Origin of the sequence: Polymorphobacter megasporae (assembly GCF_018982885.2) — a bacterium.
GTDB classification, from domain to species: domain Bacteria; phylum Pseudomonadota; class Alphaproteobacteria; order Sphingomonadales; family Sphingomonadaceae; genus Polymorphobacter_B; species Polymorphobacter_B megasporae.
In genome coordinates this window covers 3,920,389-3,939,482 of sequence record NZ_CP081848.1, presented here as the reverse complement: position 1 = coordinate 3,939,482, position 19,094 = coordinate 3,920,389, and the positions used below count along the sequence as shown (strand labels likewise).

The following is a 19,094-nucleotide window of genomic DNA, read 5'->3' as shown; positions in this document are numbered from 1 at the left end:
GATCAGCCCGCCTTGGCGAGCGTGCCCTCGACGTCGTGGATCGACCGGTCGACTGCGGCGAGCGCGTGGGTCCGCTCGGTCTCGGGGAACGCCGCCGACGCCGGCTGCGTCGCGATCGAGGCGCGCATCGTCTTGAGGCTGGCGAGGCCCTCGCCGAGCGTCGTCCGAACCGACGCCGGCGCAGCGTTCGCGCACATGATCGCATAGGTCGTGTTGCCGTTGACGCCCTTGAGCACCATCGCGTGCGGCTTGGCGGCGGGCTTGAGGTCGCAGCCGCCTGCCGGGTCGAAGTCGGACGGCAGCGTCGCGCCGCCGGGCAAAGGCGCGCCCGCCGCGACAAGTTTGCCGCCGACGATCAAGGCATAGCCGCCCGCGCCGTCGGGCTTGACCCCGATCGTCACCGCCTGGCGGCCCGTCGCGGGCGCGCCGGTCGCCGAGACCGTCGCGGTCAGCACGGTCGCGGCGAGGAGGGCGACCGCGCTCCCGCCGAGGATCACACGGCCTTTGGATGAGGGGCGTTGCTTGAGCATGACGAGTCTTCCTTTCAGGTTGGAGCGGGCGGTGAGGTTGCAGACCGACAGGGTGCCCAGCCCGGCCGCCTTGGCGAGTACCCGGGCATAGGCCGGGCGGGCGTCGGCATCGCAGCGCGCGAGGACGTGCGCGTCGACGGCGAATTCCTGGTCGTCGCGAAAGGCGTGGATCGCGACCCAAGCGACCGGGTTCCACCAGTGCAGTGCCAAGACCGCGAGCGCCGCCCAGTTCGCGATTAGATCGCCGCGCGCGTGGTGGGCACATTCATGGGCAAGCGCGAGGTCGCGCTCGCGCGGGTCGAAGCGCGTGGTGAAGTCGAGCGGGACGGCGATCGTGGGGTGGACGACGCCGAACGCGAGGGGGCCGTCGACGGCACTCGCGACGATGCGGATCGAACCACGCTCGCCGACATCGACAGCCGATGCGAGCAGGCGCCGACGGAAGCGGAGATAGCGGCCGAGATGGAGTCCGAACACGACGGCCGCGCCGATCGCCCACGCCGCCAGCAGCAGCGTCGCGATCTGCCAGCCGCTCGATGGGTCGCGCCACAATCCTGCGCCACGCGCGCCGACGAACAGGATCGACAGCTTGGCGCTGCCAGTCGCGACAGGGATCGCCGCGAACAGGCCAGCGGGGAGCGGCGGGACGATCATCCGGAGCAGCGGGAACAGCCAGAGCGCGTAAGCGAGCCGCGGCCCGATCACGCGGCGAACGCCGCCGCGGACGGCGAGGACCGCGAGCATCATCACGGTCGAACCGAGCAGCGCACCGCCCGCCCAGTCGGCAACCGCGCTCACGCCTTGATCTCCTTGAGCAGCGCCTCGATCTCGGCGATGTCCTCGGCGCTCAGCGCGTTGCGCTCGGCGAGGTGCGCGACGAGCGGGGTCAGCTTGCCGCCGAACAGCCGATCGATCAGCCGTCGCGATTCGACCGCGACATAATCGGCCTGTTGGACGAGCGGGCGATAGAGGTAGCGCCGCCCGTCGGCCTCGTGCGCGATCGTCTGCTTGGCAACGAGCCGCGCGAGGAGCGTCTTGACGGTGTTGACCGACCAGCCGCGCTCGGGAACGCGCCCGGCAACCTCGTGCGCGGTCAGCGGGCTCTGATCCCAAAGCACCGACATGACGGCATATTCGGCATCGCTGATACGTTCGGCCACGACTCGGCTCCTATCGACTACAGACGTAGTTATCACGTCTACGCTTGTAGTCAACGGCCTGTCGGTGCGCGAGCTAAGACCCCGCGAACATCCGCCGTCCCGAATAGAGGCCCAGCGCGATCGCCACCGCCGCGGCGAGCCCGAACAGCTCGACCGGCTTCGCCTGGACCGCGATCGTCACCATCGCCAGTACGCCGATCGCCGCCGCGACCGGAATCACCCCGCGCCGTCCGCCACTGCCGCCGACCCCGCGCGCATCGAGCCGCCACGCCGCGCTGCACGCCATCGAATACAGGAATGTGCTCGCCAGCCCCGACAGGATCGCGAGCGCCTCAAAGGTGCCGCTGACCGCGAGGATGCAGACGAGGACGGTGTGGACGACGATCGCCATGACCGGAACGTGGCTCTTCGCGCCGACCGTGCCGAGGAAGGCGGGGAGCAGCTTGTCGCGGGCAAAGGCGAACAGGACGCGGGGTGCGCCAAGCAGGTCCGATCCGATCCAGATCAGCATCGACGCGCCCGCGCCCGCAAGCAGCACGATGCCGAGTTCGGGGCGAACGGTGGCGATCGCGCTCGCCAGCGGCGTCGCCGAATGAGCCAGCGCCGCGCCGAGAAGACCCTGCGCGACGACCTGCACCGCAACGTACAGCAGCAGGACGAAGCTCATCGCCAGCACGATCGCGCGGGGCACGTTGCGGCGCGGGTCGGCGACCTCGCCCGAGGCGCTGAGCGGGGTCTCCATCCCGGAGAAGGCGAACAGCGCGAAGATGACGGCACGGCCGAAGCCGCCGCCCAGCCCATCCCCGCTCGCTGCGACGCCGGCGTGGAGCTTCACGGGGTCGATGAACCAGACGCCGACGCCGACGAACAGCGCGAGCGGGACGAGCTTGACCAGCGTCGTGACGGTGATGAAGCGCGCGGCGAAGCCGACCCCGCGCAAATTGACCAGCGCAAGGACCGCCATCACCCCGCAGATCAGCGCTGCGCGCGGGAAGCCGCTTGTCAGCGCCGGGACCGCCGTCCCGCAGATTGCTGCGAATGCCGCGGCGATGCCGCCGCACGACAGGACGCTCGATAGCCAGATGCCGACGAAGCCGGTGACGAACCCCGCGCGCTTGCCGAACGCCGCCTCGACGGTGCCGTAGATGCCCCCCGAGGTCGGCACGCGCCGCCCGGCATCGGCGGTGCACCAGACCACCGCGCCCATCGCGACCGCGCAAACAAGGAAGGCGAGCGGCGCGAGCGGCCCGACGTTGAGCGCCATGACGGCGGGCAGGGTGAACACCCCCGCACCGACGACGCCGTTGACGATCGCGGCGGTGAACGCGGCGAGGCCGACCCCGCGGATCAGCCCGCGATCGCGCATGACTTCGCCGGGGGGTACGATGCCGCCCGGACCTTGAACGCCGATCGTCGTGTCCATCCGTGTGCGCCCTCGCCGTTGCCCTGCACCAAGGTGCGGGAAGGGGCGGGCGGTGGCAAGCCGTGTCCGGGGGGCGTCAGTGCGGCGTTGCGGATCGCATGGGGTGCGTGCGTGTGCGGGCCGTGTGCGCCCGCGCCGGTTTCGCGGTCAGGCGAGCCGCTTCAGTTCGTAGAGCAGGTCGAGTGCTTCCCTCGGAGACAGCGAATCGGGGCTGATCGACCCCAATCGCACCCTCAGATCATCGGCTTTCGGCGGTGGCGGTGCGGCAGCGAACAACGGCAGGTCCGACAGGTCGGCGGCAAGCCCCCCGGTCCGCGCTTTCCCCGCTTCGAGCCGCGCCAGAACCTCCTTCGCCCGGGCGATGACCGGGGCCGGCAGCCCGGCAAGCTTGGCCACCGCGAGGCCATAGCTGCGGTCGGCGGCGCCCGCCGCGACCTCGTGGAGGAAGACCAATTCGCCGTTCCATTCGCGGACTTTGACGGTGACCAGGGCGAGGGCGTCGAGGCGTGCGCTGAGCGTCGTAAGCTCATGATAATGCGTCGCGAACAGGCAGCGGCAGCGCAAGGCATCGTGGACCGCCTCGAGCACCGCCCACGCGATCGCCAGCCCGTCGTAGGTCGAGGTGCCGCGACCGACTTCATCGAGAATGACGAGGCTACGGTTGGTCGCGGTCGACAGGATTGCGGCGGTCTCGACCATCTCGACCATGAAGGTCGACCGCCCCTGCGCGAGATTGTCCGACGCTCCGACACGACTGAACAGCCGGTCGACGACGCCGATCTGTGCGCTGGCGGCGGGGACGAACGACCCCGCCTGCGCGAGCACCGCGAGCAGCGCATTCTGGCGGAGGAAGGTCGACTTGCCCGCCATATTCGGGCCGGTCACGAGCCATAAGCGGTTGATTTCGCCCAGGTCGCAGTCGTTGGCGACATAGGTTTGCCGCGCCGCCCGGGTCGCCGCCTCGACCACCGGATGCCGCCCCGCCATGACATCGAAGGCGCAACTGTCGTCGACGCTTGGCCGCGCCCAATTCTCGCGCACCGCGAGTTCGGCCAGCCCGGAGGCGACGTCGATCCGGGCCAGCGCTCCCGCCGTCGCCGCGATCTCACGCGAATGACCCAGCACCGTCTCACGCAACGTCGCGAAATGCGCCGCCTCCGCCGCCAGTGCATGATCCCCCGCCTGCACGATCCGTGTCGCGAGGCCGTGGAGTTCGGTCGAACCGAAGCGGACGGTCCCGGCGAGCGTCTGGCGGTGGGTGAAGCCAGGGTTCGCGAGCAGCGGGTCGGCGTTCCGCGCTGCAACTTCAATATGATAGCCGAGGACGCCGTTGTGCCGTATCTTGAGCGCGGCGACCCCGGTCTCGCTCCGCAGCCGGGTTTCGAGCGCCGCGACCAGCCGCCGCCCGTCACTCGCCGCCGCGCGCAACTCGTCGAGCGCGGCATCGAACCCCGGGGCGACGAACCCGCCATGCGCGATATCGAGCGGCGGTTCGGCAACGAGCGCCGCGCGCAACGCCTCGATCGTGCTGCCATGCGCCCCGATCCGGCCGAGCGTCGCGGTAAGCAGCGGCGGAATGTCGATCGCCTGCGCCGTGCCCAGCGCCTCCTTAAGCGCCAGCGCGATCGTCAGCCCGTCGCGGATTGCCGCCAAATCACGCGGCCCGCCACGGTCGAGCGCAAGCCGCGACAGCGCGCGTTCGAGGTCGGCTCCTGCATTGAGCGCATCGCGGGTGCGTCCCCGCACGATCGACAGCCCGACGAACCACGCAACGAAATCAAGCCGTTCGCCGATTGCCGCCGCGTCGGTCAGCGGCCCGGCGAGATCGTCGGCGAGCATCCGCGCACCCGCGCCGGTCACCGTCAGGTCGATCGCATCGAGTAGGCTGCCCGCGCGCGCGCCGACGACACTGCGGCTGATTTCGAGGCTGCTCCGCGTCGCCGCGTCGATCGCCATCACGCCTGCCTGCGGTGACGGCAACGGCGGCGTCAGCAGTGGCAGTGTCCCCGCCCCGGCCGTCTCGAGATACGCGAGCAACGCCCCCGCCGCTGCAACTTCCTCACGCGCAAAGCTGCCGAAGCCATCGAGCGTCGCGACACCAAATCGGTCGCACAGTCGCTTGTTCGCGGCCCGCGACTCGAATTCAGCGGTGGGGCGCAGTGTCGCCTCGCCGCTCCACCCCTCAGGAGCCACGACCTCCGCTGGGGCGATCCGCGCGAGTTCGGCATCGAGCCCGTCCGCCGCCGTCGTCAGCGTCCGGAAAATGCCGGTCGAGACATCGCACCAGGCAATGCCGACCGCTCCCGCCACTGGGGCGACCGCGGCGAGATAGTTGCTCCGCCGCGCATCGAGCAGCGTGTCCTCGGTCAGCGTCCCCGGCGTCACCACCCGGACGATCGCCCGCGCAACGACCGACTTCGCCCCGCGCTTCTTCGCCTCGGCAGGCGGCTCGATCTGCTCGGCGACGGCGACGCGATGCCCGGCGCGGATCAGCCGCATCAGGTACGCCTCGGCCGCGTGCACCGGCACTCCGCACATCGGAATATCCTGCCCGAGGTGCTGCCCGCGCTTGGTCAGCGCGATGTCGAGCGTCGCCGCCGCCTTCGCCGCATCGTCGAAGAACAGCTCGTAAAAGTCGCCCATGCGGAAGAACAACAGGCAGCCCGCTGCCTGCGCCTTGATGCTCAGATATTGCGCCATCATCGGCGAGGCTTCGCTCATCGCACCGCTCCTAGCCGATGACCGCTTGCCCGTCACGGACCCGTGCCTATAGGGTCGCCGTCAGTTGAAGGAATTGACGATGACCGAAGAAACCACCGGCCCGTCGTTCGACCGCGAGGCCTTGCTGTTCCACTCGGGCGGGCGCCCCGGCAAGATCGAGATCATCGCGTCGAAGCCGATGGCAACGCAGCGCGACCTGTCGTTGGCGTATTCGCCGGGCGTCGCGATCCCTGTGCTGGCGATCGCCGCCGATCCCGACACGGCGTACGATTATACGATCAAGGGCAACCTTGTCGCGGTGATCTCGAACGGCACCGCGATCCTCGGCCTCGGCAACCTCGGCGCGCTCGCGTCGAAGCCGGTGATGGAGGGCAAGGCGGTGCTGTTCAAGCGCTTCGCCGACATCGATTCGATCGATCTTGAACTCAAGACCGAGGACGTCGACCGCTTCATCGATGCGGTCGAGCTGATGGAGCCGAGCTTCGGCGGGATCAACCTCGAGGACATCAAGGCTCCCGAGTGCTTCATCATCGAGACGACGCTCAAGGAGCGGATGAACATCCCGGTGTTCCACGATGACCAGCACGGCACCGCGATCATCGCCGCCGCCGGGTTGATCAACGCGCTTCACCTCACCGGCCGCAAGCCCGAAGACATCAAGATGGTGGTCAACGGCGCGGGCGCTTCGGCGATCGCCTGCACCGAGCTGATCAAGCTGCTCGGCGTGACCAACGTGATCATGTGCGACACCAAGGGTGTCATCTTCCAGGGTCGCACGACCGGCATGAACCAGTGGAAGTCGGCGCACGCCGCGGTCACCGACGCCCGGACGCTGAGCGAAGCGATGGTTGGCGCCGACCTCGCGTTGGGTCTGAGCCAGAAGGGTGCGTTCAGCCGCGAGATGGTCGCGTCGATGGCCCCCAATCCGATCATTTTCGCGATGGCCAATCCCGATCCCGAGATCACGCCGGAGGAGGTTGCCGCAGTCCGCTCCGATGCGATCGTCGCCACCGGGCGGTCGGATTATCCGAACCAGATCAACAATGTCCTGTGCTTCCCGTACCTGTTCCGCGGCGCGCTTGACGTTCGCGCGACGTCGATCAACGAGGAGATGAAGCTCGCGGCGGCGCACGCGCTCGCCAACCTCGCGCGCGAGCAGGTGCCCGACGAGGTCGCGGCGGCGTACGGCGGCAAGGCGCGCAACTTCGGCCCCGACTATATTATCCCGGCACCATTCGACCCGCGGCTGATCGAGAATATCCCGGTCGCCGTGGCGAAGGCGGCGATGGCGAGCGGGATCGCGAAAAAGCCGTTCTTCGACGAGGCCGCGTACCGCCTCGAACTGCGCTCACGCCTCAACCCGACGAACGCCGTCCTCGCAGGCAGCTTCGAGGCGGCACGCAGCCACCCCAAGCGCGTCGTCTTCGCCGAGGGCGAGCAGGAAGTCGTGCTGCGCGCGGCGGTCAGCTTCCGCACCAATGGCTATGGCACCCCGATCTTGATCGGGCGCGACGAGCCGGTCCGTGCCGGGCTGGCGCGGATCGGGGCCGATCCCGACGACTTCGAAATCCACAACAGTGCCAACTCGACGCTGGTGCCGCGGATGGTCGAGATGCTCTACGCCCGCCAGCAGCGGCGCGGGCACTTGCTTCGCGACGTCCAGCGGATGGTCAACCACGAGCGCAATATCTTCGGCGCATTGATGCTGGCGATGGGCGAGGCCGACGCGATGGTCACCGGCGTCACCCGCAATTTCGCCGAGACTTTCCGCCAGCTTCGGTCGGTCCTCGACCCGGCGGAGGGGCATACTCCGTTCGGCATTCACATGTACGTCGGGCGATCGGAGACGATCTTCATCGCCGACACCACGGTCCACGAGCGTCCGACCGCCGAGCAGCTTGCCGACATCGCCGAGCAGACCGCTGCCGTCGCCCGGCGGCTGGGGCAGGAGCCGCGCGTCGCATTCCTCAGTTACTCGAACTTCGGCAATCCGCCGGGCGAGTTCCTCAAGCACACCCGCGACGCGATCAAGCTGCTCGACTCGCGGCAGGTCGGCTTCCAGTATGAAGGCGAGATGTCTCCCGACGTCGCGCTGAATCCGCGGATGGCGAGCCGCTATCCGTTCTCGCGGCTGTCGGAGCCGGCCAACATCCTGATCATGCCGGGCCTCCAGTCGGCGAACATCTCCGCCAAGCTGTTGAAGGAGCTCGGCGGCGGGCGGATGATCGGACCGCTCCTCGTCGGCATGTCGCATGCCGTGCAGATCGCGCCGATGATCAGCGGGGCGAGCGAGCTTGTGACGATGGCGGTGCTTGCCGCGTCCGGCGTGGTGCAGTGACGCCGATCTTTTTCGTTCATGGCATGTGGAGCACGCCGTCGGTGTTCGACCGGCTTCGCGCCCGGCTCGCTGTAACCGGGCGCCCGACCTACGCTCCGGCGCTGCCGTTCCACGACCGCGCGCCCGACCTCGCGCCGCCGCCCGAACTCGGCACGATCACCGTCGAGGATTATATCGCCTTCCTCGTTGCCGAAATCGCGCTCCTCCCCGAGCCGCCGATGATCGCCGGACATTCGATGGGTGGTTTTCTCGCGCAGGCGGTCGCGGCACGGGTGGGCGCACCGGGGCTGATCCTGTTCTCGCCCGCCGCGACGGCGTCGACCAACGTCCCGGCGATTCCCCCGATCCGGACGATGATGGAGGTCATCATCAAGCCGAAGTGGTGGGAGCGGCCGACGAAGATTGATGCCGACCATGCGCGCTGGGGGATCTACAACGAGGTGCCGGCACCGATCGCCGATGCCGAGATTGCCGCGCTCGTCTGGGATTCGGGACGCGTGCTGTTCGAGATGGCGCTGCCGTTCCTCGCTCGGACCGGCTCGACCCAGGTCGACCACACCCGGCTGATGATGCCCGCGCTCATCGTCACCGGCGACCGCGACCGCATCACCCCATCCGCGATCGCCCGGTCGACCGCGCGCCGGATCGCCGGGCCGATCGACTATCACGAGCTCCCCGGCGCGAGCCACTGGCTGTGGTGGGGCGCGGTCGAGGAGCGGGTCGGCGATATCGTCGAGGATTGGCTCGCACTCAATTTCCCGCCAGAGTGGACCCCGAGCACGTCGATCGGGCGCGATTCCAGCACCCGTTTCGATGATTTCCCCGGCACCTGACCGCTTTCGGCGCGTTGGAGCACCGGTCCTTATTCAAGCGAGTTGATTATGATCCGGTCTGCCGTTCTATCACTGTTGGCCGGTGTCGGCGTCTTCGCTTGCGCTCCGACGCAGGCGGTGCCGGCGGAGCACGCCTGGAAGACGTACACCAACGTCCGTTATAATTATTCGACCTGCTACCCGGAAGACGCACTGACCCCGCAGCCAGAGGCGCCCGACAGCGACGGACGTGCCTTCACGGCAAAGGATGGAGCAAAGCTGCTCGTATTCGGCTCGAACAACGTGATGGCGACCTCGGTAAAGGCGGCCGCCGACCAGACCGCTACCCGCCTCGCTGCAGGCGGCACCACGAGCTACCGCGTCATCAAGCCCGGCTGGTTCGTCGTCTCGGGCAGCACCCCGACGAGCGAATTTTACGCCAAGTCGTTCCACGTCGGAGATCAGAGCAAATCGTTCGAACTGACCTATCCGGCCGCAGAGGCGGCGAAGTGGCGGCCGATCGCGGCGCGCCTCAACGCCTGCTTCCACACCCTCGGCTAGTTATAGCGGTACAGATTTGCGCCCTTCATGATCTGCTTGAGGAGCGCGCCGTAGTTCGGATCGGTGGCGTAGACCCCCGTCAGCGCGTCTGCGAACTTGTCGGCGTCGGGCAGCTGGGCCCGGGCATTGGCGTAGGGCTTGGCATTAGCCAGCAGTTCACCGTGCTTGATGAAGGCGTCGGCAAGCGTGTCGAACTTGCGGAAGTGCGCCATGATATAGATGCTGCGCCCGTGTACGACTTCGCGCGTCCGCGCCTCGACGAACGGCTGGCTGCCGGCTGCCTTGATGCCGAACGGATTGTTGCTGCCGGAGGGCATATGCGCGCCGTGGCCGCTTTCGAGCGCCCACTGGGCCATCGTCACCGATGCCGGGATGTGATTTGCCGTCTGCGCCGCCTGCGCCGCTGAAATCACTTCGGACGGATAGCCGGGAATTGCCGCTGTCGTGGCTGCGCTAGCAGGCGTTGCAGGCCCCGCAGGCGTGGCTGGCTTCGCCGGTGACGTGGCGGCGGCCGGAGCCGCAGGCTTCGTGGGCGCTGCCGCCGCTGCGTGGCTGGCCGGGTGCTTCGGGTGTTGAACCGGATGCGTCGGTGCCTCGAGACGGTTTAACGCCCCCAATGTCCGGCCTTGCGGGTCGACCCTGCCGTCCGGGTGGCTGAGATGCACAATGGTCGTCTGACACGCGACGATCGCGGCAATCGTCAGCGGCCCCGGCACGCCATCGACCGCGAGCCGCTGGATTTCCGGCGGCCGGTGATCGTTGATCAATTGCTGGATAATGCGGACGTCGTGCGGGCGGTTTGCACCATCTCGCCCAACTGAAGCAGTGATTTCGGCATGTGAATGGGCCATGTCTCTACTCCGTGCGGGATCGTACTCTTATACGCATCACACCGACGATAGTTCTAGGCCGCCGCTTCGAGCAGCTTCGCCCGCCGCCGCGCGACACTCGACCCGATCCCCATCGCCTCGCGGTATTTCATCACGGTTCGCCGCGCGATGTCGAAGCCTTCGGCGCGGAGGAGGACGACGAGCTTGTCGTCCGACAGCGGCACTGCGGGGGGCTCGACGGCGATCAAGCGGGATATCCGGTTTTTGACCGCAAGCGCCGACGAGGCTTCGCCGCCATCGTTCGACTGGATGCCGCTGGTAAAGAAATACTTGAGCTCGAACAGGCCGCGGTCGCACGCGAGATACTTGTTCGATGTCACCCGGCTGACGGTCGATTCGTGGACGCCAATCTCCTCGGCGATCGCGCGCAGGGTCAACGGCTTGAGGTAATTGACCCCGTGTTCGAAGAACGCCTCCTGCTGCTTCACCAGCTCGGTCGCGACCTTGATGATCGTCCGCGCGCGCTGGTCCAGCGCTTTGACCAGCCAGTTCGCGCTCGCGAGGCAGTCCGACAGGAACACCTTGGCCTCGCGTGCGCGCTCCTTCGAATGCGCGTCGTGCCCCGTCGGCGCGGCGCTCAGCTGGGCGTGATAGCCGCGGTCGACGAGGACGCGGGGAAGGGTTGCGCTGTTGAGTTCGACGACCCATCCGCCCTTCGCCAGCCGGTGGACGAAGACGTCGGCGACGACGCTCTGCGCCCGCTCGCCGCCGCCATATTGCAGGCCGGGCTTAGGATTATACCCGCGCAATTCGCGGATCATGTCCGACAGGTCTTCTTGGTCGACCCCGCAAACGCGACGCAGCGTCGCCATGTCGCCGCGCGCGAGCGTCTCCAGATTGTCGAGCAACGCCGCCATCGCAGGGTCGAGGCGGTCGGCCTCGCGCGCCTGGACGATCAGGCATTCACGCAAGGTCCGGGCCCCGACGCCGACCGGATCGAACGAGTGGATGACGACAAGGACGCGTTCGACCGCCGCTGGATAGGTGCCGAGCCGGTCTGCAATCTCTTCGACGCTGCTTCCGGTCAGATATCCGGCATCGTCGATCTGGTCGATCAGGTGGCGCGCGATGACGAGGTCGACGGGATCGGCAAACGCCGCGACCGCCTGTTCGATCAGCAGGTCGATCAGCGATGGCTCGGCCGCCGCCATCGCGTCGACGTCGATGCCTTCGCCGTCACCCGATCCGCCGTTGCCGATCGCGCCCGCCCCGTCGAAGCTGCCGCCTTGCTGGAAGCCGCCATCAGTGACGCTGTCGGTCGGACCGTCGTGGTGGAAGGTCTCGGCGGTGAAGTCGACATCGAGCGGAGCATCGACGGCCCCGTTTCCCGCGGCGATCAGCTGATCGGTGGTCGCCGGTTCGGCGGTGGCGGCGGGCACGGCGTCAATGGATCCCGTATCGCCTACGTCGAGCAACGGGTTCTTTTCGAGCTCGCCGCCGATATACGCTTCGAGCTCGACGTTGGTCAGCGCGAGCAGCTTGATCGCCTGCTGGAGCTGGACCGTCATGACCAGTGACTGGCTCTGACGAAGGTCGAGGCGGGGACCGATGCTCATGGCGCTGCCCCGGAGCCGAAGCCCCTAGAGGCTGAACCCTTCGCCGAGATAGACGCGCCGGACCGTTTCGTCGGCAACCAACGCCTCGGGCGTACCCTCGAACAAGACGCGGCCGTCGTAGATGATGCACGCGCGATCGACGATATCGAGCGTCTCGCGGACATTATGGTCGGTGATCAGCACGCCGATGTCGCGATCGCGCAAGTCGACGACGAGGCCGCGGATGTCGGCGATCGATATCGGGTCGATACCGGCGAACGGCTCGTCGAGGAGCATGATCGACGGGCGCGCGGCCAGCGCCCGGGCAATCTCGCAGCGCCGCCGCTCACCGCCCGACAATGCCATCGCCGGCGCGTCGCGCAGCCGGGTGATGTGGAATTCGTCGAGCAATTGTTCGAGCCGTGCGGCGCGCGTCGCCTTGTCAGGCTCGACGATCTCGAGCACCGCGAGGATGTTCTGCGCGACCGTAAGGCCGCGGAAGATCGAGGTTTCCTGCGGCAGATAGCCGAGGCCGAGCGCGGCGCGGCGGTACATCGGCAGGCTCGTGATGTCGGTGCCGTCGAGCAGGATGCGGCCCTGATCAGGCTTCGCCAGCCCCATGATCGAATAGAAGCACGTTGTCTTGCCCGCGCCGTTCGGGCCGAGCAGCCCGACCACCTCGCCGCGGTTAACCGTCAGCGAGACGTCGCGGAGAACAACGCGCTTGTCGTATTTCTTGCCGATCGCAACGACGGCGAGACCATCGCGCGACGCAGCGGCGCTATCCGCCGACTCCCGCTCGATGACTTCGACATCCGCCACTTTCATCTCCGGTGCAGTTGGCGCGAAACGTGCATAAACATTTTTAACCGAAGGCGGAGCGGTTGCAAAGCCGGGAATAAAACGCAGCCGATTCGGTCACATCCGGACAGCCTTTCAAGGCGTGCGACCGGCAGAGATTCGCTCTTACGTTGTCGCAAACGGCGAGCATAGCTGCCCTGGTCACGCCCAACTCCGCGCGCTGATTTCACAGCGCGCGGGCTGTCGGATCAGGCTGCGCCCGCGCCGGGACGCGCGTCGCGCTTTTCGACGATGCGCGCCGACTTGCCCGAGCGGCCGCGCAGATAATAAAGCTTGGCGCGGCGAACGACACCGCGGCGGACGACTTCGATCGAATCGATGTTCGGCGAGTATAGCGGGAAGACCCGCTCGACGCCTTCGCCGAAGCTGATCTTGCGAACGGTGAAGCTGCTGCCCATCGCGCGGTTCGACCGGGCAATGCACACGCCTTCGTAGTTCTGGACGCGGCTGCGGTCGCCTTCGACGACCTTGACCCCGACGCGCAGCGTATCGCCGGCACGGAACAGCGGGATCTTCTTGGTCTCGAGGAACTTGGCGATCTGCTCCGCCTCGAGCGTCTGGATGAGATTCATCTCATTCTCCTTCATCATCTCGCGCGCCAGAGGGCGACCGACCCCGAGCGCCACGATAGCGCTCCCACAGGTCCGGCCGCCTTAGCCGTGTGTCCTCTTCGGACCGCGCCTGTCGCCATGCGGCGACCTTCGCGTGATCCCCCGATCGCAAGACTTCGGGGATCGATTGCCCTTCCCACGTTGCGGGCCGGGTGTAGTGCGGGTACTCGAGAAGGCCGCTTTCGAAGCTCTCGCTGTCCCCGCTCTGGGTCGCGCCCATTACGCCGGGAAGCAGCCGGATGCAAGCATCGACCAGGACCAGCGCCGCCGGCTCGCCCCCCGACAGGATATAGTCGCCGATGCTGATCGGCTCGACCGCGTCGGGACCGGTGAAAAGCCGCTCGTCGAAGCCCTCGAACCGCCCGCAGATCAGCCGCACTCCGGGGCCGCGCGCGAGGTCGCGGATGCGCGATTGCGTGAGGGACGGGCCGCGCGGAGACAGAGCCAGAACCGGGCCGGTGCCGCTGACGCTGACGCCACGCAGCGCTGCCGACATGATATCGGCACGAAGCACCATGCCGGGACCGCCACCAGCGGGGGTGTCATCGACGGTGCGGTGCTTGTCGGTGGTGAAGTCGCGAATGTTGCGGGCGTCAAGGCTCCAGATACCCTCGGCAAGCGCGCGCCCGGCGAGGCTATGCCCGAGCGGCCCGGGGAACATCTCGGGGTAGAGGGTGAGGATAGTGGCGGACCAGGTCATGGCGCGAACGATCCACTGCGATCGGCCACAATTTTGACGATGCTAGCGAGAGTTTCGCTCACCGCGACCAGTCTTCGACCATGAGGCCGGGAACGTCGGCGAAATCGGCGATGTTGGCGGTTGCAACGGTCAGGCCGAGTGCCAGTGCATGGGCCGCAATCAGTCGATCGTAGCTCGCTCGCTTGAACGCAAGATCAGCGTAAACCGAGGCGGCAGCGTGATCGAAGGGCATGACCGCGACCTCCTCGATCAATGTCGCAAGATGAGTAAGGGCAGGCGGCTTTCCTCGCCGCGATCCGTAGAGAACTTCGGCGTAGGCTATCGCCGACGTCACCGCATCTCCTTCGTCGAGGTCAGCGAGCCGCCGACGCGCGGCGTCCGCGGTGGCAAGCGCGACCGCGATCAGGATGTTGGTGTCGAGCATATAGCGCATTAGTCAGGCAGATGCTTCGCTCGCCATTTGGGGTCGTCCCACAACAACGGGCGTTCAACGAACGAACGATCCGGGTCCATTGCAAGTCCTGAGCCCTTGGCGCAGCCCCAGACCTTGTCGATGTTGAACTTGCGCGGCGCGGTTGTGACCGGCTCGACGATCCATTTGCCCTGCACCTCCCGCACCTCGACTGGAGTTCCGGCGACTGCGTTGAATGACGCGGGGAGGCGGACTGCCATGGCGTTGCCCGACTTGAACACCTTGGTTGTCGCCACAGCCGCCTCCGTCTATACGCGACGTATATACTAATCGACGAAGGCCGGGTCAATTACGACCCGGTCGCCGATCTCCGGCACCGCCGTCGGGGTCAGCGGAACCATGAAGATCTTGCGATCGGGTTTTTCGATCTCGAGGATGTCCCCGGCGCCGAAGTTCTCGACCGCGATTACGGTGCCGATCGCAGCGCCTTCGGTGTCGAACACCGCCAGCCCGATCAGGTCGGCGTGGTAATACTCGCCCTCGGCAAGCGGCGGGAGCGTGTCGCGTGGGACGGTCAGCACTGTTCCGCGCAGGGCCTCCGCGGCGTTACGGTCGGCGATCTCGGCAAAACGCGCGATGGCTCCGCCCTTGTCGGGGCGCAGCGACCTGAGCGTCAGCGTTCGCCCGGCGGCGTCGAAGCTTTTGTATCGCTTCAACGCATCGGGCGTATCGCCGAACAGCTTGAGGCGAACCTCGCCGCCGATGCCGTGTGCTCCGGCAACGGCGGCGAGGGTGATCGTCGTACTCAGACGGCGGGACCGGCGGGCGAGGCGTCGGTCTCGGTCGCCGCATCGACCGGAACTTCGGCATCGGCAGGCGCATCGGCAGCGGCTTCGGCCGGAGTTTCGACTTCAGCAACGGCTTCGGGCTCGGGCGGCGCTGCCGCGGCGATCTTGGCGGCTTCGGCTGCTTCGGCGGTCGCTGCATCGAGCTCGGCCTGCTTCGCTGCGGCGGCGTCGGAACGCTCCTTGGCCTTGTCGCCGGGAACGCCCTTGTTCGGGTTCGAACGGGCAGCGCGGGTGCGGATGCCGGCGGCGTCGAGGAAGCGGGCGACCCGGTCCGACGGCTGTGCGCCGACCGACAGCCAATGCGTCGCGCGCTCGCCGTCGAGCTTCACGCGCTCGGGGTTTTCCTTGTTGAGCAGCGGGTTGTACGTCCCGATCTTCTCGAGAAACTTGCCGTCGCGGGCGTTGCGGCTGTCCGTCACGACGATGCGGTAATAGGGCTTCTTCTTCATCCCGCCGCGAGCGAGCCTGATTGCGAGTGACATTCCGGTCTTCCTTCTTCGATCTGTAAGAGTCTGGTTCGAATTCTAGCGTTTGTTGAGTTTGTTGAAGTTGCCGGGCAGGCCGCCCTGGCCGCCGCCGCCGAGCATACCCGCTAGGCCGGCCATGCCGCCCGCGCCGCCGCCCATCTTGCCGAGCATCGCCGCCATGCCCTTCATGCCGCCCATCTTGCGGAGACGCTTCATCGCGCCCTCCATTTCCTGGTGCATTTTCATCAGCTTGTTGACGTCCTGCACCGTCGTGCCCGCGCCCTTGGCAATGCGGATCTTGCGCTTGGCGTTGATCAGGTCGGGCTTGGTCCGCTCCTTCGGCGTCATCGAGCAGATCATCGCTTCCATCCGCCCGAGCACCTTCTCGTCGACCGCGCCCGACGCCATCGCCTGCTTGGCCTTGGCCATGCCGGGCAGCATCCCCGCGAGCGCGCCGAGGCCACCCATCTTCTTCATCTGGACGAGCTGCATCCGCAGATCGTCCATGTCGAACTGGCCCTTGGCCATCTTCGCGGCGAGCTTTTCAGCGCTCGCGGCCTCGAAGCTTTCGGCGGCGCGCTCAACGAGGCCGACGACGTCGCCCATGCCGAGGATGCGTCCGGCGACGCGGTCGGGAACGAACTCCTCGAGCGCGTCGAGTTTCTCACCCGTTCCAGCGAACTTGATCGGCTTGCCGGTGACCGCGCGCATCGACAGCGCCGCGCCGCCGCGGGCATCGCCGTCCATCCGCGTCAGGATGATGCCGGTCAGCGCGACTTCGCTCGAGAACGAGGTGGCGACGTTGACCGCGTCCTGTCCGGTCAGGCTGTCGACGACGAGGAGGATTTCGTCGGGCGTCCCGGCTTCCGCGACCGCCTTCATCTCGGCCATCAGCGCGGCGTCGACGTGGAGGCGTCCGGCGGTGTCGAGGATGAGGACGTCGAAGCCCTGGAGCTTGGCGGCGGTCCGCGCGCGGCGCGCGATCTCGACCGGCTGCTGCCCGGCGACGATCGGCAGCGTCGTGACATTGGTCTGTTCGCCGAGAACGCGGAGCTGTTCCTGCGCGGCGGGGCGCTGGACGTCGAGCGACGCCATCAGGACTTTCTTGCCCTGCTTCTCGGTCAGCCGCTTCGCGAGCTTGGCGGTCGTCGTCGTCTTGCCCGACCCCTGCAGGCCGACGACCATGATGACGGCGGGCGGGGTGACGCCGAGGTTGAGCGGCGCGGCGTCGCTGCCGAGCATCTCGACCAGCGCGTCGTTGACGATCTTGACGACCTGCTGCCCGGGCGTGACCGACCGCGTGACCTCGGCGCCGATCGCGCGTGCGGTGACCGAATCAATGAAGTCCTTGACCACCGGCAGCGCGACGTCGGCCTCGAGCAGCGCGATCCGAACCTCGCGCATCGCCGCACGCACATCGAGTTCGGTCAGCGCGCCGCGACCGCGGAGCTTGTCGAACACGCCTGCAAGGCGATCGGAGAGACTGTCGAACATGCGGCTCGTTCACTCCAAACGGACAAACCGCCGGCGAGCGAGTCTTCGCTGGCCGGCGTACGTCCGTGGACGCTTTGGTTTAGATCGCCCGGTGGCAATCTTCGGCTGCATCTAGGGCAAACGGCCCGCACGGTCAAATCGCTCAAATAGTCGTCGCAGATAACTTCATGTCAGGCTCAAGGAACTTTAACGTTACGACAATGGAACGATATGCGGCTTTGCTTGCCGAACGTTTCATCGGCCGGTGGTGACGATGCAGATCAGCGACAATTACGGCTTCGGCGGGGTCATGCGGATCGACAACAGCGAGTATCAAAGCCGATCAAGATCATACCAATTCCGGCTCTGCAGCGACCTCCGAACGCTTCTGGCATACCAGAGCCGCCGGGGGGGGCGTCTGTAATCCACATCGGCACCCTGTCGCTGATGACCTTCAGCAGCGCGCAGGCGGCGCGCGAACAACGGGCTGGTCCCGACCGTAGATCTCCCCGCCTACACGCTGTCCAACGTCACGGTTTCGAGGACGCCTGATCCGACGACGGCGACGCTGGCGAATCTCGTCCAAGTCGTCGGAACCCTAGTCTCCCACCTGAAGCTCGGGAAGCTCCCGAAGTGAGCGCGGGCTTCTCCACAAACGTCCACGATGCCCACGCGAGCGGAACGCACACCGCAAGCGTCGCCGCGATCAAAATAGGCGGTGTCACATGCGGGTAGAGCGCGATAATCGTCTGCTGAACGGGGAACGCCGTGAGGTACAACCCGTAGGATAGGTCGACCGGCAGCTTCGGCAGGCCCGTATCCGGCACCTTCACGCCAAGCATCTTGAGCGACGCGCCGCCGAGGAAATACGGAATGACGCCCGATGCGCCCGCAAGCCCAAACCCGGCGATGTTTTGCGTGAACGGGTGGAGGATCAGCGCGACCGCGGCGGCGGCGCACGCCCACGGACCGGCGCGAACCAGCAGCGGCGTCAGCACGTACATGAAGGCCTCGACCGGCAGCGTCCACAGCGAGCCGTTGACGGCGGGCAGGGGGTTACTGGTGAACACGCCCGGCAGGACATGGAGCGGCAGCAGCAGCAAGTTGCGCCAGATGTAGCGCCATGCGCCAGCGGCGTAAGTCGGGTCGTTCGACAGGACCGGACCGAGCAACAGCGCGGTTGCGAGAACGACGACGATCAGCGCTGGCATGATCCGTCGAGCTCGTTTCTCGGCATAGCGCGCGATGTTTGGATCGGCGCGCCATGAACCCGTAATGAGGTAGCCCGAGATGGCGAAGAACAGCATCACGCCGAGACCGTGCGGGCCAATTCCGCCGATCGTCGGGACAGGGCTATTCGTCAGCACATAGGAATGGCCGACCAGCACGGCGATAGCCCCGCCGAGACGGAGGTAGTCGAACAGCGATGTGCGTTTCCCCATGATGGTCGGATAGCACACATCGAAGAAGGCGAACAATGATCCTCGCCCACTTCGCCGAGACGCGGCGGCTCCGCAAAGCCGAGTGGCTGCTCGCGTCGATCACAACCGGACTCTGTGTGGTCTACGCCCTGTCTCCCGGGCTGTTCGGCGCGTCTCGAAGGGCCCGGCCAAATACGGCAAGGACGTCGACCTCGACTCACCGATGATGAAGGCATTTTACGCCGAGCAGGCCAAGCGCTGCACGATCATCGACCCGACACTGACGGACTGGGAGCCGCTGATGACCTCCGGCGGCAGCGCCATCTCCCCT

General features: G+C 67.0%; 18 protein-coding genes. 3 read left to right on the top strand and 15 right to left on the bottom strand.

All coding sequences use genetic code 11. The features are described 5' to 3' along the window. Positions 1–2: 2 nt before the first annotated feature. The 4 genes from KTC28_RS18325 to mutS all read right to left on the bottom strand — a co-directional run bounded on the left by KTC28_RS18325 (position 3) and on the right by mutS (position 5,834). Positions 3–1,328: a M56 family metallopeptidase gene (locus KTC28_RS18325; protein WP_216709065.1), complete on the bottom strand. Its 1,326-nt coding sequence runs from the start codon at positions 1,326–1,328 to the stop codon at positions 3–5. Continuing rightward, positions 1,325–1,690 (bottom strand): BlaI/MecI/CopY family transcriptional regulator, encoded by a 366-nt coding sequence (locus KTC28_RS18320; RefSeq protein WP_216709066.1) that lies wholly within the window; start codon positions 1,688–1,690, stop codon positions 1,325–1,327. The genes KTC28_RS18325 and KTC28_RS18320 overlap by 4 nt, the downstream gene beginning before the upstream one ends. A gap of 73 nt (positions 1,691–1,763) precedes the next feature. Continuing rightward, positions 1,764–3,113 (bottom strand): APC family permease, encoded by a 1,350-nt coding sequence (locus tag KTC28_RS18315; RefSeq protein WP_216709067.1) that lies wholly within the window; start codon positions 3,111–3,113, stop codon positions 1,764–1,766. A 147-nt stretch (positions 3,114–3,260) separates the two neighbouring features. Beyond that, positions 3,261–5,834, bottom strand: a complete 2,574-nt coding sequence (gene mutS / locus KTC28_RS18310; RefSeq protein ID WP_255602148.1) for a DNA mismatch repair protein MutS — start codon at positions 5,832–5,834, stop codon at positions 3,261–3,263. Positions 5,835–5,913: 79 nt separating this feature from the next. Between mutS and KTC28_RS18305 the strand changes: the two genes are divergently transcribed. From KTC28_RS18305 to KTC28_RS18295, 3 genes are read left to right on the top strand one after another with little or no spacing between them, the layout of a single operon-like run. Then, positions 5,914–8,172, top strand: a complete 2,259-nt coding sequence (locus KTC28_RS18305) for an NADP-dependent malic enzyme (protein ID WP_216709068.1) — start codon at positions 5,914–5,916, stop codon at positions 8,170–8,172. After that, complete coding sequence (locus tag KTC28_RS18300; RefSeq protein WP_216709069.1) at positions 8,169–9,005, top strand: alpha/beta hydrolase; 837 nt, start codon at positions 8,169–8,171, stop codon at positions 9,003–9,005. The genes KTC28_RS18305 and KTC28_RS18300 overlap by 4 nt, the downstream gene beginning before the upstream one ends. A gap of 48 nt (positions 9,006–9,053) precedes the next feature. Continuing rightward, on the top strand, positions 9,054–9,545 hold the full coding sequence (locus KTC28_RS18295; protein ID WP_216709070.1) for a hypothetical protein: 492 nt from the start codon (positions 9,054–9,056) through the stop codon (positions 9,543–9,545). Here the strand turns inward: KTC28_RS18295 and KTC28_RS18290 are convergent. From KTC28_RS18290 to KTC28_RS18240, 11 genes are all read right to left on the bottom strand, one after another. Beyond that, positions 9,542–10,396, bottom strand: coding sequence for a glycoside hydrolase family 73 protein (locus KTC28_RS18290; RefSeq protein ID WP_216709071.1), 855 nt, complete (start codon positions 10,394–10,396; stop codon positions 9,542–9,544). The two genes, KTC28_RS18295 and KTC28_RS18290, sit on opposite strands and share 4 nt — an antisense overlap. Positions 10,397–10,449: 53 nt before the next feature. After that, complete coding sequence (rpoN, locus tag KTC28_RS18285; RefSeq protein ID WP_216709072.1) at positions 10,450–11,991, bottom strand: RNA polymerase factor sigma-54; 1,542 nt, start codon at positions 11,989–11,991, stop codon at positions 10,450–10,452. A 24-nt stretch (positions 11,992–12,015) separates the two neighbouring features. Then, positions 12,016–12,798 (bottom strand): LPS export ABC transporter ATP-binding protein, encoded by a 783-nt coding sequence (lptB, locus tag KTC28_RS18280; protein WP_216709073.1) that lies wholly within the window; start codon positions 12,796–12,798, stop codon positions 12,016–12,018. 221 nt (positions 12,799–13,019) lie between these two features. Then, positions 13,020–13,403, bottom strand: a complete 384-nt coding sequence (rplS, locus tag KTC28_RS18275; RefSeq protein ID WP_216709074.1) for a 50S ribosomal protein L19 — start codon at positions 13,401–13,403, stop codon at positions 13,020–13,022. 1 nt (position 13,404) lies between these two features. Beyond that, a complete protein-coding gene (trmD, locus tag KTC28_RS18270; protein ID WP_216709075.1) occupies positions 13,405–14,142 on the bottom strand; it encodes a tRNA (guanosine(37)-N1)-methyltransferase TrmD in 738 nt (245 codons plus the stop codon). 58 nt (positions 14,143–14,200) lie between these two features. Next, entirely contained in the window at positions 14,201–14,566 is a 366-nt protein-coding gene (locus tag KTC28_RS18265) for a type II toxin-antitoxin system VapC family toxin (RefSeq protein WP_255602147.1), read from the bottom strand. 8 nt (positions 14,567–14,574) lie between these two features. Then, on the bottom strand, positions 14,575–14,850 hold the full coding sequence (locus KTC28_RS18260; protein WP_216709077.1) for an AbrB/MazE/SpoVT family DNA-binding domain-containing protein: 276 nt from the start codon (positions 14,848–14,850) through the stop codon (positions 14,575–14,577). 30 nt (positions 14,851–14,880) lie between these two features. After that, positions 14,881–15,363: a ribosome maturation factor RimM gene (gene rimM / locus KTC28_RS18255; RefSeq protein ID WP_216709347.1), complete on the bottom strand. Its 483-nt coding sequence runs from the start codon at positions 15,361–15,363 to the stop codon at positions 14,881–14,883. Further along, a complete protein-coding gene (gene rpsP, locus KTC28_RS18250; RefSeq protein ID WP_216709078.1) occupies positions 15,360–15,884 on the bottom strand; it encodes a 30S ribosomal protein S16 in 525 nt (174 codons plus the stop codon). The genes rimM and rpsP overlap by 4 nt, the downstream gene beginning before the upstream one ends. A gap of 42 nt (positions 15,885–15,926) precedes the next feature. Further along, a complete protein-coding gene (gene ffh / locus KTC28_RS18245) occupies positions 15,927–17,363 on the bottom strand; it encodes a signal recognition particle protein (RefSeq protein WP_216709079.1) in 1,437 nt (478 codons plus the stop codon). Between the two features lie 509 nt (positions 17,364–17,872). Beyond that, entirely contained in the window at positions 17,873–18,784 is a 912-nt protein-coding gene (locus KTC28_RS18240; protein WP_216709080.1) for an acyltransferase family protein, read from the bottom strand. Between the last annotated feature and the right edge of the window lie 310 nt (positions 18,785–19,094).